General features: G+C 70.2%; 17 protein-coding genes. 7 read left to right on the top strand and 10 right to left on the bottom strand.

All coding sequences use genetic code 11. The features are described from left to right. Window positions 1–69 precede the first annotated feature (69 nt). Window positions 70–411 carry a cupin domain-containing protein gene (locus ACRX5S_RS32935; RefSeq protein WP_436776850.1) on the top strand — a complete coding sequence of 114 codons (342 nt, stop codon included), beginning with the start codon at window positions 70–72 and terminating at the stop codon, window positions 409–411. A 457-nt stretch (window positions 412–868) separates the two neighbouring features. Here ACRX5S_RS32935 and ACRX5S_RS32940 read toward each other — a convergent pair whose 3' ends face one another. The 4 genes from ACRX5S_RS32940 to ACRX5S_RS32955 all read right to left on the bottom strand — a co-directional run bounded on the left by ACRX5S_RS32940 (window position 869) and on the right by ACRX5S_RS32955 (window position 5147). Further along, window positions 869–1438, bottom strand: a complete 570-nt coding sequence (locus ACRX5S_RS32940) for a DUF4240 domain-containing protein (protein ID WP_436776851.1) — start codon at window positions 1436–1438, stop codon at window positions 869–871. A 173-nt stretch (window positions 1439–1611) separates the two neighbouring features. Next, window positions 1612–2286 carry a hypothetical protein gene (locus ACRX5S_RS32945; protein WP_436776852.1) on the bottom strand — a complete coding sequence of 225 codons (675 nt, stop codon included), beginning with the start codon at window positions 2284–2286 and terminating at the stop codon, window positions 1612–1614. Window positions 2287–3274: 988 nt separating this feature from the next. Then, a complete protein-coding gene (locus ACRX5S_RS32950) occupies window positions 3275–4366 on the bottom strand; it encodes a methyltransferase domain-containing protein (RefSeq protein WP_436776853.1) in 1092 nt (363 codons plus the stop codon). Between the two features lie 265 nt (window positions 4367–4631). After that, entirely contained in the window at window positions 4632–5147 is a 516-nt protein-coding gene (locus tag ACRX5S_RS32955; protein ID WP_436776854.1) for a hypothetical protein, read from the bottom strand. A 263-nt stretch (window positions 5148–5410) separates the two neighbouring features. Here ACRX5S_RS32955 and ACRX5S_RS32960 point away from each other — a divergent pair, with 263 nt between their 5' ends. Then, window positions 5411–6136, top strand: a complete 726-nt coding sequence (locus ACRX5S_RS32960; protein ID WP_436776855.1) for an XRE family transcriptional regulator — start codon at window positions 5411–5413, stop codon at window positions 6134–6136. A 143-nt stretch (window positions 6137–6279) separates the two neighbouring features. Here the strand turns inward: ACRX5S_RS32960 and ACRX5S_RS32965 are convergent, their stop codons facing one another. The 4 genes from ACRX5S_RS32965 to ACRX5S_RS32980 all read right to left on the bottom strand — a co-directional run bounded on the left by ACRX5S_RS32965 (window position 6280) and on the right by ACRX5S_RS32980 (window position 11166). Further along, window positions 6280–7227, bottom strand: coding sequence for a carbohydrate ABC transporter permease (locus ACRX5S_RS32965; RefSeq protein ID WP_436776856.1), 948 nt, complete (start codon window positions 7225–7227; stop codon window positions 6280–6282). A gap of 1 nt (window position 7228) precedes the next feature. After that, window positions 7229–8362, bottom strand: a complete 1134-nt coding sequence (locus ACRX5S_RS32970; RefSeq protein ID WP_436776857.1) for an ABC transporter permease subunit — start codon at window positions 8360–8362, stop codon at window positions 7229–7231. A 299-nt stretch (window positions 8363–8661) separates the two neighbouring features. Beyond that, window positions 8662–9975: an extracellular solute-binding protein gene (locus tag ACRX5S_RS32975; protein ID WP_436776858.1), complete on the bottom strand. Its 1314-nt coding sequence runs from the start codon at window positions 9973–9975 to the stop codon at window positions 8662–8664. Window positions 9976–10380: 405 nt separating this feature from the next. Then, window positions 10381–11166: a DeoR/GlpR family DNA-binding transcription regulator gene (locus ACRX5S_RS32980; protein WP_436776859.1), complete on the bottom strand. Its 786-nt coding sequence runs from the start codon at window positions 11164–11166 to the stop codon at window positions 10381–10383. A 186-nt stretch (window positions 11167–11352) separates the two neighbouring features. Between ACRX5S_RS32980 and ACRX5S_RS32985 the strand changes: the two genes are divergently transcribed. Genes ACRX5S_RS32985 through ACRX5S_RS33005 form a run of 5 tightly spaced genes read left to right on the top strand, consistent with a single transcriptional unit; the run spans window position 11353 to window position 16633 of the window. Beyond that, window positions 11353–12285 carry an SIS domain-containing protein gene (locus ACRX5S_RS32985; protein WP_436776860.1) on the top strand — a complete coding sequence of 311 codons (933 nt, stop codon included), beginning with the start codon at window positions 11353–11355 and terminating at the stop codon, window positions 12283–12285. 3 nt (window positions 12286–12288) lie between these two features. Continuing rightward, the gene (locus ACRX5S_RS32990) at window positions 12289–13548 is read left to right on the top strand and encodes an ROK family protein (protein WP_436776861.1); all 1260 of its coding nucleotides are present in this window, start codon (window positions 12289–12291) and stop codon (window positions 13546–13548) included. Then, on the top strand, window positions 13545–14768 hold the full coding sequence (nagA, locus tag ACRX5S_RS32995; RefSeq protein ID WP_436776862.1) for an N-acetylglucosamine-6-phosphate deacetylase: 1224 nt from the start codon (window positions 13545–13547) through the stop codon (window positions 14766–14768). The genes ACRX5S_RS32990 and nagA overlap by 4 nt, the downstream gene beginning before the upstream one ends. Before the next feature lie 7 nt (window positions 14769–14775). Further along, window positions 14776–15783, top strand: a complete 1008-nt coding sequence (locus ACRX5S_RS33000) for a 1-phosphofructokinase family hexose kinase (RefSeq protein ID WP_436776863.1) — start codon at window positions 14776–14778, stop codon at window positions 15781–15783. Continuing rightward, window positions 15761–16633 carry a class II fructose-bisphosphate aldolase gene (locus ACRX5S_RS33005; protein WP_436776864.1) on the top strand — a complete coding sequence of 291 codons (873 nt, stop codon included), beginning with the start codon at window positions 15761–15763 and terminating at the stop codon, window positions 16631–16633. Before ACRX5S_RS33000 ends, ACRX5S_RS33005 begins: the two co-directional genes overlap by 23 nt. Before the next feature lie 349 nt (window positions 16634–16982). Here the strand turns inward: ACRX5S_RS33005 and ACRX5S_RS33010 are convergent, their stop codons facing one another. Together ACRX5S_RS33010 and ACRX5S_RS33015 are read right to left on the bottom strand one after the other, a co-directional pair. After that, entirely contained in the window at window positions 16983–17288 is a 306-nt protein-coding gene (locus ACRX5S_RS33010) for a hypothetical protein (RefSeq protein ID WP_436776865.1), read from the bottom strand. Next, on the bottom strand, window positions 17285–17491 hold the full coding sequence (locus tag ACRX5S_RS33015; protein ID WP_358362956.1) for a hypothetical protein: 207 nt from the start codon (window positions 17489–17491) through the stop codon (window positions 17285–17287). The genes ACRX5S_RS33010 and ACRX5S_RS33015 overlap by 4 nt, the downstream gene beginning before the upstream one ends. Window positions 17492–17558 lie beyond the last annotated feature (67 nt).

Genomic DNA, 17558 nt, shown 5'->3' on the forward strand with positions numbered 1-17558 from the left:
CCCCTCGTGCGCATCCCGACCCCCTCCCCCAGGGACGGAGCCGGACCATTCGGGCACTAAGCTCCGCGCATGTCGACTTTTGCCGTACACATCCCCGACGCCGAGCTCGAACCGGACCCGCTCGACCCGTCGCAAATCGTCTCCGGTTCGCCCGAGGTCTCCGGCAAGGTGCTGTGGGAGTCCGAGGACGGCAAGATCATCCGAGGCTTGTGGCAGATCACGCCCGGCGTCGTCACCGACACCGAGGCCAACGAGATGTTCGTAGTCGTGAGCGGTCGCGCCACGATCGAGGTCGAAGGCGGCGAGACGGTCGAGGTCGGCCCCGGCGACGCCTGCGTCCTGGCGGAGGGCGCCAAGACCCGCTGGACCGTCCACGAAACCCTGCGCAAGGCTTACGTCATCAACTACTAGCCCCGGAGACCGCGCACTCGCCCTCCCGGCGAGTGCGCGTTTCCAATGGACCGGCGGCCACGCGGACGTCCGGCGGACCTTCCGCGATCCCGGGGGCACTTGCCGCAGTGGTTCGCGGCCTTGCCGGGCCGTTCCGGGACGACGGTGTCACAGCCGTCTGCGGCATCGCAGTCTCGGGGTTTCCTGCTCGGCGCGGCGGTGGCCGTCGAACTCCCGACGTGGGACGGGCGGTCCTAACCGCCGGGAACGCGTAGCGCACCAGCGCCGAACCCCGGGTCCGCATGAGACCCGTCAGCTTGAGTTCTCAACCTCGGCCGAGCCTCTGGAATGCGCTGTGAGCGCATGGCGCCTGATGAGCCGCGACTCCCCGTGCCGTGTTCGGCCGTTTCCTGGTTGAGACACCCCTGATGCGGCGCACGTCGCGCGAGGTTTCCGGAACCTGGAGCTCCGCCGCGCATCAGTCCGGACCAGGGCCGAGATGGAGTGCCGCCAGCCGCGGCAGGCGGCGGCGCATCTGCTGGTCGTCTCTGAAGTCGAACGCCTCGCCCATGTCCGCGCTGTCCGGCAATTCGGTCGCGGTGCGGATGTCGGTGTAGACATCCCAGTCTTCCCAAAACGCTTCCGCGTCACCGGTCAGTCGCTCATAAGCCGTGGACGCCACGAAGTTGAAGCTTTCATCGAAGATGACGCCTTGGTCGCCGTCGACCGCCGCAGCGCGCACAACAGGATGATCGGCGAGTGCGTCAGGACACGCCGCTGCCCGTTCGAACCACTCGCGTCCGAGTGCCACCAGCCCCGCTGTGAAGTCGCTGAACCGGTCGTCGCCGCACCACCCCCCGCCGATGAGGTGGGCAGCGGCCCAGACGTCCCAGCGGTGGACCGCACCACGCAAACAGCCGAAGCGGTACTCGAAAGCGAGGATCTCTTCCGCGGGCAGGGCCGACAGATGCTCGGCAACGACCACATCGAGCGGCTGGTCACTGTCCCTGGCGGCGTCGAGCACAGCCCAGAACACTCCGATGTCCATGGCGGGCAGAGTGCCAGAGCGCTACGACAGCCTCCCCCGTACGGGCTTGAGGGGTCGGGTGGCGCTTTGTTCGAGCGTACGCTCGAGACGAACGAGCGACGCCGGACGATGGCGGCGGTCAGCGAATCGTCCGGGGAGAGTCGGTTCGGAGCGGCGGTACGTTCCCGGGGCCCCTACCGGTGGTGCGTTCTGATCGCGTCGAACAGTTCCCTCAGCGGGGGAACAGCCGTCGGGGTCTCTCTTGGCGCGGGGGCATCATCCGGGAACGTGGTGAGTCGGATGGTCACCTCCTGCACCTGATGCGGCGTCAGGATTCCCGATCCGGTCCATGCGTCCCCGAGTTGGCTGCGCAGTTCGTCTTCCTCGTCGGGTTGCCAGGTCACCATGGGGATCAGCAGCGGCAGGACGAAATACCCCGGTACCCGCGCAGGCTGCGGTCGTTCGAGCGTGTCGACGACCAGGGGTCGGATCTCGCGCCACGGCAGCTCCGGAAGTTTCGGATGGGGGTCGTCCCAGCCGAGGCACACTGGCTCGGGGAACTCCGGGTGTTCGAGGTGGTGATGCACCGCCGGCCAGCCCTTGAACTGGAGCCGCCACGTGAATCCGCCCGGCATCGGCAGTTCCAGGGCACTGCCCGGCGTCCCGTCGCCACGCGCCAGACCTGGCCCCAGCAACCGGTACAGGTCGTCGGGGTCCTCCTCGCCAAAGAGCTCCCGCAGCACCTCGATGGGGTCCTCTTCGGCATCGACGTCATCGACATAGACGTGGTTGCCGTAGTACCAAACCCAGAACGCGCTCTTACGCAGAAATGTCGACCAGTCCTGAATGGGCTCCCAAGTCAAACTCATGATCAACAGCCTAGACATGCCCGTCAGTTCAACGTCGCGATGGCCTGCCAACCCGCAGGCGAGTCGAACACCCCCGAGGTCTCCCCCGACACCTCCTCATGAAGGAAAGCTTGTTGCTTGGCAACAGCAGTGATCTGGACTTCGGCTGTTTGGCCAACCAGTCCGTCGCAGGCTCGCGATCATGGTGTCTCACGCGCATGGCCCGGTCCTCGAACGTTTCCAATGGATCGGCGGCCACGCGGACGTCCGGCGGACCTTCCACGATCCGGGGGCACTTGCCGCGGTGGCTCGCGGCCTGGCCGGGCAATGCCGACGAACTCCCGGCGTGGGACGGGCGGTCGTGACCATCGGGCTACGCAAGCCTGTGGCGTGCCCATTGTCGAGCCGTGTCGGCCAGTCGTCTCCCGTGTTCCAGGTCGGCGGGCGGCTGCGACAGGCGCTGCCCATCCGGGGGCGTCCGCACAACGGTCGGACAGGCGCCGGGCTTCGGCGGGGCACGGCGTCAGCTCGTCGCCGATCCGCACGACCAATTCGCGGACGGCGTCCAGGTCGGGCGAGCCCCGCGACAGGGACGAGTGAACGCCGAGCGCCCGCTCGAAGCCCAGCATGAGCCACCCGTCTCGTTCGATCTCCCACAGCAGCATCGGCGCGATGTCCGGGGGCGGCAACGGCCCCACGACGGCTTCGTTGCGGTGCGTCCAGGCGTACGACCGATCGGTGCGTACGCCCTTCCAGAAGAACGCGTTGTGCACCGTGGTGAGCATTGCCGAGAACTCCGACGACCGCCCCATGGCGGGCTCGTCGACGGACAGCACCTCCCCTACGGCGTCTTCGACGGCGCTCCTGAGCGAGTGCGGTAGTGCTGCCCATGGCTCCCGGGTCGGCATGCGTGTCCTATGTCGTCGGATTGGTCGCGTCGACGCCCCGAGCAACATCATGTGTCGCTCGGGGCACTCGGGAACGGTGCTGTCAGATCACGGGCTGCGGCTCACAACGCCCAGGATTCGCCGTTTGGGGTGTCCAGCCAGGCGGTGACTTTGGTGGTGGTCACCGTCAACCCAAAGCGTTCCGGCTCAGGTTTGCTCTTGGCGCTCCACCATCTGTGGGCGCTCTCGATTTCGTCCCACAGCGAGCGCGGGCCGGACTGGACGACTTGCGGCGTCATGCCGTCCGCGAACCCGGCAGCCGCAACGGACTTGTCCCGGAGGGAGTAGACCCAGACAGACGCGCCGTCGTCGGTGATCGTCGCGTTCTGGGTGCACCCCGGGACGCGGAGGCTCACGGCGAGCGCACCGTCTCCCCCGATGACGTCCAGGACGTCGGCGACGCCCAGCTTCGATTCGGAGTGACGGGCCGTGTTCATCCATCCGTCCGGCGCGTATTCGCCGTGCTCCGGGAACGTTCGCCGCTGGGCGCGCATTTTCATGAACGAGAGCCCTTGCCCGAGTCGGCCGGTGGCCGTTCCGTGCGCGCTGACGGTCAGCTTCAACAGCCAGTCGTGTGGTGTGTAGTCGGTGCCCCAGGGCATGACGATGCTCGCGCCGGAGAGGCACTGGCGGATCCAGGCGTGGGAGATCTCCCGGATGCCGCACGTGACATGCACGCCGCTGTACGGGCCCGCCGGTTGCCATCCCTTGAAGCCGTCTCCGGTGATCACGTCGACGTTGCGGATCCCGGCTCGACTCAGGTTGCCTCGGGCCACAGTGGCCAGGGTTTCGTCGACTTCGATCGTGGTCACGAAACCGGACGGTCCGACGATCTCGGCGATTCGCGCAGCCGTGTATCCGGTGCCGGTTCCGATGTCGAGGTACGAGCCGCCCACGCCCGGGTGCGGGTCGAGTGCGCGGAGCATCGCATCCACGACTCGGGGCATGGATGCCGACGACGTCGCCACGGTGCCCGGTTCGGGACCGTCGTGCTCGCCGTCGTCCCACTGAGTGACAAGCGGTACGTCGCCGTTGGCGAGATCAGCCCAGCGGGCCGGGTCGGCTGCCCGGTCGACAGCCGACCCGTACGACTCCCGTTCCGGATCGAAGGGCCACACCCGGTCAGGGATGAACTCGGCGCGGTTCAGGGTCATTTACCGTGCCCCGGACGCGTAGGCGGTTGCTGGCCGTCCGGATGCGGCGGAACCGGCGGCGGGGGCGGCTGGACAGGTACGGGCGGGCCCTTGTGCTTTCCCATGGTCTCTCTCCCTTGTGGTTTTGATGGCGCTCCCGGCCGACGGGCACGGGAAGCGGGTCCATGCGCGGCTCAACTGCCGGACGAGTTGCGCGACACTGTCGACGTCGTGGACGGCGGCGTACGCACCGTCGAGACGGCACCGGGTCATGCCGTGGAACTCGTCATTCGGTGTGGGTGCCGCGGCTGGTCAGGGCAACTCGGGGCGGCTCCACGTGGAGCTTTGGCGGGTCGGGAAGGCCGCGCCGCACCCTGTCGGCGTCGTATCGCTCTTGGGCTTCCTGGACGCGCTGAAGGGCCGATTCGCGTGTGACCAGGTACTCGCGGTATTCGGTCATCGCTCCCCCCGGATCTGGAACCTGGCAGACGGCCCCGCGCGGCCGACACGTGGCGCCGGGTCGGGTCCTGTCCATGTGGGTGGCCGGGACGCGTACAAACCCCGTCCTGTGGTCCGCGACTCGCGGCATGTCGCCGAACGGGTATGCGGCGTAAGGGAAATCGACTTCGCGCCGCACGTAGCCGGCGGCGATGTTGTCGAAGAGAAGCGCCCGACTCATCACCCCGGCCACGCTCGCGACCGCGGCCACGGTCTTGTACCGGCAGTCTTCGGCGAGCTTGCCGCCGCGGACCATCGCGGCGACGGCGTTCACGGTGGTGTCGCCCCAGGCAACGAGGATCACGCGTGGCGGAGCGAACCGCGCCATGGGTTGCGCGAGTTGCCGCATGAAACCTTGCGGGGCCGGCTTTGGGTGCGCGGGTCTGTACCCGGGAACCACCGGCGGGGGAGCCATGGGTGCGTCGTCGCCTGCCATGTGTCGAGCATGGCCACCCGGTTGGGCGGTCCAGCTCCAGAAGCGGGGACACGAAGGACGTCTCGGCACTACCGTCGAAGAACGCCTAGACGTCCGGGGGAATAGCGTTGAACTCAGCGCTTCGGCGAGGTATGGCAGACGCCAATCTGACAGCACGGCAGCTCGCCGGCCGCGTGGGGGTTACGCCCAAGACCGTTGAGCGTTGGCTGGCGGACGAAGCGCTCCTCCCCCATCCGCGCAACCGGGCGGACGTGAGTGACGCACTAGGGGTTGATGAACTGATGCTCTGGCCGTCGGCCGTCCGGGGGGTCCTCAAGACCGGCCCCGATCGCGAACTTGTCGCGGCCTACCCTTACCGTTCCGCGTGCCCAAGTTCCGTATGGGCACGGCTGATCGACGAAGCGAAGTCGGAGATCTTCTTCGCCGGGTACACGAACTACTTCGTGTGGCTGGAACAACCTGCCCTGTGTCAGACCTTGCGGCGAAAGGCCGAAGCGGGCTGTCGGGTCCGGTTCCTTCTGGGCGATCCCGCCGCGCCGACAACTCAGCAGCGCGAAGCCGTCGAGGACGTGGCATTGACCGTTTCCACGCGGATCAGGATCACTCTGGAACACCTCGCGAAGCTCGGCGGCGTGGCAGGCGTGGAGTCTCGGTTCTCTGCGGTCGAGGACGGCGCGAACCATGTCGGCCTCTCGGTCTTCCGGTTCGACGCCGACGTGCTCGTGACCCCGCACCTCGCCCGGTTGGTCGGTCACGACTCACCCATGATGCATCTGAAGCGCGCCCAGGACGGTGGCATGTTCGACCGGTTCGCGGAGCACGCGGAGGAGCTTTGGGAGCGTGGACGGGCAACGTAGCGGCGTGCGTTCGCCGTACCGGATCCCGTCCCGATAGGGGCGTTGAGGACCTACGTCACCGATCCGCGTCAACCGCACCGGGCAGGGCGCTTTGGGGGTGGTGGGCCCTGCCCGGTGGGTTTGACGCAGCTCGGGGCGTCCGGCTACTTGATCGAGCCGGCGGTCAGGCCCGACACCACGTGCTTCTCAATAAACGCGAACAGGACCACCACCGGGACGATGGCGATCACCGAACCCGCGAACAGGTACTGCCACTGCACCTCGTACGCACCCAGGAAGTTGTTGATGCCGACGGTCAGCGGCTGCTTCTCCGGGGTCGTCATCAGGGTGAGCGCGACGACGAACTCACTCCACGCCGCGATGAAGGTGAAGATCACCGCGGTCACGATCCCCGGCATCGCCAGCGGCAGCGTTACGCGACGCAAAGCACCGAGCCGCGACGCCCCGTCGATCATCGCGGCCTCCTCCAACTCCACCGGGATCGAGCCGAAGTACGCCGTCAGGATCCACACCGAGAACGCCAGGTTGAACGCACCGTTCACCAACACCAGCGCCCACATGGAGTCCAACAGGTCAAAAACGTAGAACTCCCGGTACAGGCCCACCAACAGCGACGTCGGCTGGAACATCTGCGTCACCAACACCAGCAGCAAGAACAGCCCCCGCCCCCGGAAGCGGCGCCGCGCGGTGTAGTACGCCGCCGGCAGCGCCACGATCACCACCAGCAGCGTCGACAGCGCGCAGACGATCAGCGACACTTTGAGGTTGTCGCCGAGCGTCGAGTCCTTCCACACGTCGATGAAGTTCGACCACTGGAACTCCGACGGCAGGTAGCTGTCGTCGGTGAGCTGGTCCGCCGGCCGCAGCGCGGTGACGAACATCTCCAAGTACGGCAGCACGAACAGGATCGCGATGACCCATGCGGCCGCGCCGATCGCGAGCTTGCGCCCGGTTCCGGTGGGTCGTTTACGCGGGGCCGGGGCCGGGAGCGCCGTTACGCCCGTACCGCCGCCCGTCACGTCCACGGCCACCTGCCCGGTCCCGGGGTCGGCCACCTTGTCAGCCGCCGTCTCGGCGGTCGGGTCGGCCATGTCAGTCCGTCTCCTTGTTCCACCGGCTCACCCGCAGGTAGACCAGCACGAGCACGATGATCAGCCCGAAGTTCACGACCGACATGGCCGCGCTCTCGCCGATGTCGGTGGACTTGAGCTTGTACATGAACGTCGTCGTGGTGTCCGTCTGGTAGCCCGGCCCGCCGCCCGTCATCGCCCAGATGATGGGGAACGAGTTGAAGACGTTGATGAGGTTGATCACGACCGCGACCAGGATCGCGGGGCGCAGCAGCGGCAGCGTCACGCTCAGGTACGTACGCCACTTGGACGCGCCGTCCATCCGCGCCGCCTCGTACACGTCGGCGGGGATCGTCTGGAGCCCGGCGAGCAGCGTGTACGTCGTGAACGGCAGCGACACGAACACCGCGACCGCGATCATCCAGGGGAACGCGGTCCCCGGTTTGCCGAGCCAGTCCTCGCCCTTGTCGATGACGTGCAGATCGACCAGCAGCGTGTTGATGACGCCCCGGCTGTGGTGCAGCATCCAGCGGAACACCACCGCCGTCATGAACACCGAGGCCGCCCACGGAATGATGAGCGCCCAGCGGGCCACGCGGCGGCCGGGGAACTGCTGGTTGAACAACTGCGCGAGGCCGAGCGACAGCACCAGCGTGATGGCCACGACGAAGATGACCCAGACCAGCGTGTTGCGCAGTACGTGCCCGAAGTCCGGTTCGTCGAACAGCTTTTGGTAGTTGTCGAAACCGTTGGAGCCCTTCACCACGCCGGTCCTGCGGATGCGCAGGAACGAGCTGCGCACCATCTCGACGACCGGCCACAACACGACGAGGGCGATCAGCAGGATGGCCGGGCCGAGCCACAGCAGCGGCTCGAAGCGCCGCCAGGGGCTGCGGCCGCGACGGTCCTTCGGCGGTTTTCCCCGGGACGCCGACCGGAACCGGGCGCCGCGCGGCGGCCCACCGGAAGGCGGGGTGTCCGCAGGTGGGCTCTCGGCGGGCGGGCTGTCCGCGGGCGGGCTGCCCGCGGGCGAGACGTCCGAAGTCCGGCTGTCCGCAGCCGACTTGCCCGGCGGCCCTCCGGCGGACGGGGCGTCCCCCCGCGGGCTCCCCGGTGTCGGGCCCTGCGGCGAGGACGGCGGTGGTGACGCGCGCACGATTCGCTCCTCCCTCTCACGAGGGGTCGTTCGGGCTCCGGCGGGTGCCGCCCGGGCGCGGGTGGACGACCGGGCGGCACCGTCCGGGCCGGGCGGAAGCCGGGCGGGCGGAGGCCGCGGTGGCGGTACGGGCCCTCCCGGGCGGTGTCGCGGCCGGACCGGGCGGCCCGTTCCCCGGAGTTCCCCGAAGGTCTCCCCGAAGTCCCGGAGGACCCAGGAGGTTTCCCAAAGGTCTCCCGAAGTCCCCTAAGGTTCCCGGGAGTTCCCCGAAGGTCCCCCGAGCCGCCCGGCCGCGGTCGTCACGACTGCATCTTGACCGCTTCCTCGGCCGCCTTCTGGAGCTGGTCGAGGACCTCCTTGGGCGACTTGCCGCCGACCGCCGCACCCAGCTCGGTCTTGATCTTGGGCGAGATGACGTCCCACGCGGTGTCGTTGACCGGGTAGAACTTGGCGTTCGGCATCAGCTCGATGAACGGCTTGAGCTTCTCGTTCGCCGGGTCCGCGGCCATCTTGGCCATCACCGACTTGGTCACCGGCACGAACGAGTTGTCCTGCTGGAACTTGAGCTGGTTCTCGGTGTTGTACGCGACGTCCAGGAACGCCTTGATCTGGTCCTTGTGGCCGTTCTGCTTGAACGCCATCACGTAGTCGGCGACGCCCAGCGTCTCCGTCAGCGGACCGTTCTTGCCCGGGATCGGCGCCGTACCGAAGTTGATGTTCGGGTACTTGTTCTTGAGCTGCGGAAGCATCGTCGGATGGCCGTTGACCATGCCGGCCTGGCCGCCGTAGAAGTCGGTCCAGATCTCGGCGCGCTTCTTGGTACCCGGGTTGGGCTCGGTGAGACCGGTCTTGACCAGGTTGTCGTTGATCCAGTTGAGCGTGTCGACGTTCGCCTGGCTGTTGATCGTGTACTTGTCACCGGTCTTGTACGAGCCGCCGTTGCCCAGGAACCAGTTCATGAACTCGCCCTGCGGCTCCTCGGAGCCCATCGGCAGGCCGTACGGCGTGGCCACACCCGCCGCCTTGAGCTTCTCGGCCGCGGCCTTCAACTCGTCCCAGGTCTTGGGCGGCTCGGTGATGTTGGCCTTCGCGAACAGGTCCTTGTTGTAGAACATCTGCCGCGCGCTGGACGTGAACGGAATGCCGTACTGCTCGCCGTCCACCGAGGACGACGGCAGGAAGGACTCGATGAGGTCGGCGCGGGTCGCGTCGGACATCACGTCCTTGACCGGGTAGAGCAGATCGTCGGCGACCTTGTCGGCGTAGCCGCCGGTTTGCAGGATGTCCGGGAGCTGCTTGTTCTGGATCATCGTGGCGACCTTTTTGTCGATGTCATCCCAGCTGATGACTTCGAGGTCGATCTTGATCCCCGGGTGTTTGGCGTTGAAGTTCTTGATCACGCCGTCCCAGTACGCCTTCGTGCTGCCGTCGCCCGAGCCGTAGTCGGCGACGGCGAGTTTGAGCGTGGCGTCCTTCGGTGCGCCCGCGCCGGCCGAGCCGCCGGAGGCGCCGTTGCCGGACGGGTCGTCCTTGTCGTCGTCGGAACCGCACGCGGTCAGCATCAGCGAGGCGGAGAGTCCAATTGCAGCCGCTGCCATCAGGTGACGCTTCACCCTGAAACCACCTTTTCACCGGAGATCACGACTGGTCGCCGTCGGCTCCGGAACAAGCGGAGCCGGCCTGCTTGCTCTTGTTCATATGTGTTTGCAAACTGCCTGTCCCGCAAACTTTCAAGCAGTGACGAGCATCTTGGAACTCCGCTGGTACGCAGTCAACACCCCTGGCGGCAAAAGGTCTACACCAATTTCGGCATTCTCGGGGATACACGTTTCAGCACCCGGGGATTCCCGGCGACAATTGGCGTAGTTAGCGAATCAACCGGACAAACCCGAGAGTTGTCGATCGATAACGATTAAGTGATGCCGTACGCGCGCAACGCCGCGACCGGCCCCCGAAACGGACCTCAATCGGACCTCAAACACACCTGAAACGGGTCCGAAACCGGGTCAGATACCGGGTCAGACGCGGACGACGCGTACCCCGGCCTCGGTGAACCGGTCCACCAGGGCATCCGACGCGGCCGCGTCCGTGACAAGAGTGTCGATCGCGTCCACCGGGCAGATGCGCGCGAACGCCCGGCGGCCCAGCTTCGAGGAGTCGGCCGCCACGATGACGCGCTCGGCGCCGGACGCCATGAGCTGGTTGATGCTCGCCTCGCCCTCGTGGTGGGCGCTCGCGCCGTGCTCGACGTCGACCGCGTCCACCCCGAGCATCGCCACGTCCAGGGCCACCTCGCGCAGGATGCCGGTGGCCAGCGGGCCGATCAGCTCGTACGACTGCGGTCGCGCCACGCCGCCGGTCACCACGATCTTGACGTGCCTGCGGACCGCCAACTCCCCCGCGATGTTCAGTGCGTTCGTCACCACGGTCAGGCTCGTCGCGTCCCCGTCCGCGTGCAGGTCGGCGCGCGTCACCAGGGCCCGCGCCACCTCGGTCATGGTGGTCCCGCCGTTGAGGCCGACGGTCTGGCCGGGCTGGACGAGCGCCGCCGCGGCCACCGCGATGCGCTGCTTCTCGGGCGCGCGGCGGGCGGTCTTGTAGCGCAGCGGCAGGTCGTAGGACACCGAGTGCGCCACGGCGCCGCCGCGCGTGCGGGTGAGCATCTGCTGCTGCGCGAGCTGGTCCAGGTCGCGCCGGATGGTCGCGGCGGAGACGTCGAGGGCCTCGGCGGCCTCCTCCACCTCCAGGCGCCCCTCCTTGGCCAGCAGCTCCAGGAGCGCGCCCCACCGCTCGTACCGGCTCACCAAGACCTCCCAGTGTCGGCGCCCATCCTCCCGGGTGCGCCGGGCGGCGTGCGCGGCGGGCCCGGCGACCGGCGCCCTGCATACAGCACACTGTATGGCGTTCTTGCAGTTTTATGCTTTCAACTGCTATTCAATGAGCACATTCGAGCACCACGGGGCTCGATCCGCCCCCGGGAGGCAGCGCCCATGACGCCGAGCCACGGCACGGACGGCCCCGCCGTCGGTGCGGGACACACGCTTGCCGAGATCGCGTCGCAGCCCGAGCTGTGGGCGCGCGCCGCGGCGCTCGCGACCGACAAGCGGGACCCCGTCGCCGGACTCCCCCGCCCGGGCGAACGCGTCGCGGTCGTCGGCTGCGGCACGTCCTGGTTCGTCGCCCAGGCCTACGCCGCGCTCCGCGAACAGGCCGGGCACGGCTGGACGGACGCCTTCGCCGCCTCCGAGTTCCCGGCCGGGCGGTCGTACGACCGGGTCCTCACGCTGACCCGCTCCGGCACCACCACCGAAGTCCTCGCCCTGCTCGCCGACCTGCGGGGCAGCGTCCCGTGCACGGCGGTCACCGGCTCGCCCGGCACTCCGGTGTTCGACGCCGCCGACGAGACGGTGCTCCTCGACTTCGCGGACGAGGTCTCGGTCGTCCAGACCCGCTTCGCCACCACGACCCTGGCCCTGCTGCGGGCGCACCTCGGCGAGGACCTCGACAGGCCGATCCGCGACGCCGCCCTGGCCGCCGTCGACCCGCTGCCCGAAACACTGGTCGCGGCCGAGCAGTTCACGTTCCTCGGCACCGGCTGGACGGTCGGCCTGGCGGCGGAGGCCGCGCTCAAGATGCGCGAGGCCGCCGGGGCATGGACGGAGAACTACCCGGCCATGGAGTATCGGCACGGGCCCATCAGCATCGCGGCCCCCGGCCGGGTCACCTGGGTCCTCGGCCCGGTTCCCGACGGCCTCGCCGACGACGTCGCGGCCACCGGCGGACGGCTGGTCGCCACGAGCGCCGACCCGATGGCCGAACTCGTCCGCGTACAGCGCCTCGCGGCGGCCGTCGCGTACGCCCGCGGCCTCGACCCGGACCACCCGCGCCACCTGACGCGGTCGGTCGTGCTGGAGCAGGAGTAGAACGTGAATCGGCAAGCCGAACAACCACCCCTGGCAGCAGACTGGCGAGTCGCGGAGGAAAGGGCCTCGGACGCACGACCGACGGCGGCGTCGATCCCGGACACGTCGATCTCCGGTGAACCCGATCCAAGCCAACCCACCTCGGGCAGACCGGAGTTGCGCGCGACCACGAGCGGCGACGCCACATCGCGCGAGCCGCTCGTGAACGACGTGGCACCGCGCGAAGCCGCGTCGCGCCTGCGGGAGCCCGGCGGACCACCGGTGCCGGGGACACCCGGGTCGCATCGGTCCGCGTCGGGCGCCGCGGCGGGGCGGGGCGGGACAGGCGGCACGGCGGCCGGGCCCACGTGTGTCATCGCGCTCGATGTCGGCGGGACCATCATCAAGGGCGGCCTGGTCGGCCCCGGCGGGGACTTCCTGCACACCGAGCGCCGACCGACCGGGCGGGACGGCGGGCCCGAGGCCGTCACCGAGCGCATCGTCGGGTTCGCCGACGACCTGCGGGCGACCGCCGAAGGGCTCGGCCTCACCCCGCGCGCGGCCGGTGTCGTGGTGCCCGGCATCGTGGACGCCGGGGCGGGCGTCGCCGTGTGGTCGGCCAACCTGCGCTGGCGCGACCTGCCGCTGCGTGCGCTCGTGGCGGAACGCCTCGGGCTACCCGTGGCCTTCGACCACGACGTCCGCGCGGGCGGCCTCGCCGAAGGCCGCATCGGCGCGGCGCGCGGCAGCGGCAACTTCCTGTTCCTGCCGCTCGGCACCGGAGTCGCGGGGGCGTTCGTCGTCGACGGGAGGCCGTATGCCGGGGCCCAGGGCCGCGCCGGCGAGATCGGCCACATCGTCGTGCGCCCCGGCGGCGCCCCCTGCGGCTGCGGCGCGCACGGCTGCCTGGAGGCCGAAATGTCCGGCCCGGCCGTGGCCCGCCGCTACGCCGAGGCCGTGCCCGGCGCGCACGCCACCGCCGCCGAGGTCGTGGCCCGCGTCGGCGCGGGCGACCCGGTCGCGACGCAGGTGTGGCACGAGGCCGTCGCGGTCCTCGCCGACGGCCTCCTCATCGCCCTCGCGCTGCTCGACACCGACCTCATCGTGATCGGCGGCGGCCTCTCCCGCGCGGGCGAGACGCTGATCGCGCCACTGCGCACCATCATGCTCGAACGCGCGACCGTGCAGCACGTACCGCACATCGAGGCCGCCGCGCTCGGCGACGACGCCGGGTGCCACGGCGCCGCGCTGCTGGCCTGGGACGCCGTCGAGGTGGCCCGGTGACGCGCACGACCCGGCTGACCGGCGCCCGTGTCGTCCTCCCCGACGCCGTTCTCGACGCCGGCGAAGTCGCCTTCGCCGACGGGGTGATCACCGCCGTCGGCACCGCTTCGCCAACACGCGACCCACAGCCCGGGGAGACAGCAGGCGAGTTGACCGGCCGTCACGAAGAAGCCGACCTCGACCTCACCGGCCACTGGCTCGTACCCGGCTTCGTCGACATGCACGTACACGGCGGCGGAGGCGCGTCGTACATGTCCGGCGATCCCGAACAGGCCCTGCACGTCGCCGCGTTCCACCGCGCGCACGGCACGACAACCACGATGGCCTCATTGGTCACCGCACCGCACGACGAACTGCTGCGCGCGGTATCGGAGTTGTCCGGCCTCGTGGAGGACGGCGCGCTCGCCGGGCTGCACTTGGAAGGGCCGTACCTCAGCCGCGCCCGCTGTGGCGCGCACGACCCCGACATGCTGCGCGACCCCGACCGCGCCGAGGTCGACGCCCTGCTCAAGGCCGGGCGCGGCACCGTCCGCATGGTCACCCTCGCCCCGGAACTCACCGGCGGCGTCGACCTCGTGCGCCGCCTCGTGGACGCGGGCGTCCTCGCCGCGGTCGGCCACACCGACGGAACGCACCGCGAGACGCTGGCCGCGCTCGCCGCCGGGGCGTCCGTGGCCACGCACCTGTTCAACGCGATGCGGAGCGTGCACCACCGCGAACCGGGGCCCGTCACCGCGCTGCTCCAGGACAGCGACGTCGTCGTGGAGCTGATCAACGACGGGGTGCACCTGCACCCCGGCATCGTCAACCTGGCTTTCCAAGCAGCCGGTTCGTCCCGCGTCGCGTTCATCACGGACGCCATGAGCGCGGCCGGGATGCCGGACGGCACATACCCGCTCGGCCCGATGACCACCCGGGTGGAGGGTGGGATAGCGCGCCTTGTCGACGGCGACTCGATCGCCGGGAGCACACTCACCCTGGACCGCGCGCTGCGCACCGCGGTGCGCGAGAACCGCCTGCCGATGACCGACGCCGTGCGCGCGCTGTCCACGACACCCGCCCGCGCCCTGGGCATGTCCGACCGCGTCGGGTCGATCGAGGCCGGCAAGCGCGCCGACCTCGTCGTCCTGGACGCCGACCTGCGGGTCACCGGCGTGCTGTGGGGCGGCAGTTGGGTGGGCGACGCGCCGTCCGGCGGACCGGGTCGGCCGGGGGCGTGACCGCGCGATGATCCTCACCGTAACGCCCAACCCGGCGCTGGACGTCACGTACCACCTCGGCGAGGTGGTGTGGGGCGGCGGCAACCGGGTCGCCCGGGTCGCGGCGCGCGCCGGAGGCAAGGGCGTGAACGTGGCACGCGTGCTGGCGGCGCTCGGCATGCCGGCAACCGTGCTGGGGCCGCTCGGCGGACGTACGGGCGACGCGGTCCGCGAGGGTCTCGCCGCCGCCGGCCTGCAGGACGCGACCACGCACGTGGCGGGCGAGACCAGGCGTACGACCACCGTCGTGGACGCGGCGGGCGAGGCGACGGCCTTCAACGAGGCGGGCCCGCGAATATCCGCCGAGGAATGGACTCAGGTCGTCGACGCCTACCGCGAACTCCTGCCCGGGGCACGGGCGGTCGCGCTGTGCGGGAGCCTCCCGCAGGGCCTGCCGGACGATGCGTACACCGACCTGGTCGCGGCGGCCCGTGACGCCGGCGTGCCGGTGCTGCTCGACTCCTCCGGCCCCGCCCTCCGCGCGGGTCTCGCGGCGGGGCCTGACATCGTCAAGCCGAACGCCGACGAACTACTCGAAGCCACCGGCGAGTCCGACCCGCCGCGCGCGGTCGCCTCGATCGCGGACCGACTGCGCGCGGCGGGCGGCGGCGCGGTCGTGGCGTCCCTCGGCCCGCGGGGCCTGCTCGCCGCGACGGGGTCGGGGTGGTGGCGGGCGAGGCTGCCGTACGCGATCACCGGCAACCCCACGGGAGCCGGGGACGCCGGGGTCGCGGCACTCATCGCGGGCCTGCTGGGCGGACGCCCCTGGCCGGACCGGCTCGCCGAGGCCGTCGCCTGGTCCGCGTCGGCCGTCGCGGCACCAGAGGCGGGCGACATCGACCGCACGACCTATGTCACCGCCCGCGCGCACGTCATCGTCGGCGCGGTCGAACCCCCGCCGCCGCCCTCGGCGCCGTCCTCCTCGGACCCGAACGCCCTGATCGGAGACGGCCGTGCCACTCATCGCCACCGGTGACATCGTCGCGTCGGCCCGCCGGGACGGGCGCGGCGCGGGCGCCTTCAACGCGATCACGCTGGAGCACGCGGAGGCGGTGGTCACCGGCGCGGAGGCCGCCGGACTGCCGGTGATCCTCGCGATCAGCGAGAACGCGGTGCGCTTCCACGGCGGCCGCCTGCGGCCCCTCGCGGCGGGCTGCGCGGCACTGGCCGAGGAGGCCGCCGTCCCGGTCGGGCTGCACCTGGACCACGTGGTGTCCGAGGCCCTGCTGCACGCGGTCGAGGGGACGGCGGTCAGCTCGGTGATGTTCGACGCGTCCAAGCTGTCGTACGCCGACAACGTCGCGGCCACCCGCGCCGCCGCCGTGTGGGCGCACGCGCGCGGACTGTGGCTCGAAGCGGAACTCGGCCAAGTGGGCGGCAAAGCAGGCGAACCGGCACTGGACGCACACGCGCCCGGCGCACGCACCCACCCCGACGAGGCCGCCGCCTACGTCGCCGCGACCGGCGTGGACGCACTCGCCGTCGCGGTCGGCAGCAGCCACGCGATGACGACGCGCACCGCCCGCCTCGACCACGACCTGATCGCCGCGCTCCGCGCGGAAATAGGCGTGCCCCTGGTGCTGCACGGCTCCTCCGGCGTACCCGACCCCGAACTCCGCGCGGCGACCGCCCACGGCATGACGAAGATCAACATAGGCACCGCCCTCAACCTCGCCTACACCACCGCAATACGCACCCACTTGGCCCAGGACGACAAACAGTCAGACCCCCGCCCCTATCTGACAAAGGCCCGCCGAGCCATGGCAGAAGCAGTACGCCACCTTCTGACGGTGGTGGCAGGGCCCGCGCTCCAGCCGAGCGAGTAGCACCGCAAGCACGCGGCAGATCCACTGACATATGGTCGGCCCCCGTGCCCCGAACGGCCCAGGCCCCACCCCGCCACACACGGGATATTGCGACGCTCCGGGCCGTTGGCGCCCCACTACCTCAGCACGCACACCGCGGCCGGCCGCCCGCTCCGGCACCCGCGCGCCGCTTCGGGGCCGGATGGGATGTGGCGACGAGAAGGAGCGATCGGCGGCACGCCACATACCGGTCGTCGGGGCCCGCTCCGCGACGCGGCCGTTCGGCGACGCGGCCGTTCGGCGACGCGGCCGTTCGGCGACGCGGCCGTTCGGCGACGCGGCCGCCCTCGCCTCCGGCGTCAGGCGCCGCTCACAGCTCCAAAATCGCTCGGAGCGCTATCTCCACGCGCTCCATCGTGTCCGTGTCCACACGGCCGAGGAGCTTGCCGTGGTCGAATCTCGCCTGGCGGAAGCCGGCGACGTCCGGGACGCCGACGACGCCCTGGACCGGTTCGGTGAGCGGGACGGTGACCAGGGACTCGGGGAAGGTCCCCGGCTCGTGGACGACGACGCACAGGGCCTGGCCGTACAAGGCGGTGACCTCGTCGGCGCCGACCACCAGCACCGTGCGCTCCCGGCCGACGGTGGGGATGCGCCAGACCTGGCCGCGCCTCATCGCAGATCCGTCTCGGCCGCGTGCAGGACGTCGTCCGGTGGAGGGGCGGGGTGGCCCGCGTCGGCGACCTCGCGCATCGCGTCCATCAGGAGCGCCGAGCGGAGCGCCTTCACCACGTAGGCGGAGATGTCCCCGCCCGACGCCTCGCCCACCGCGGCCACAAGATCGCCCGGAAGCGACAGTGTGACCTCCACGACCGCCATGCCGACCATCCCCTTCCCCGAGGCAGGGGACCAACGTAGCGGGTGTGCCGAAGCCGCCGAGATGATC

The sequence above is a fragment of the Yinghuangia sp. YIM S09857 genome, assembly GCF_051388915.1.
In the GTDB taxonomy this organism is placed as follows: Bacteria; Actinomycetota; Actinomycetes; order Streptomycetales; family Streptomycetaceae; genus Yinghuangia.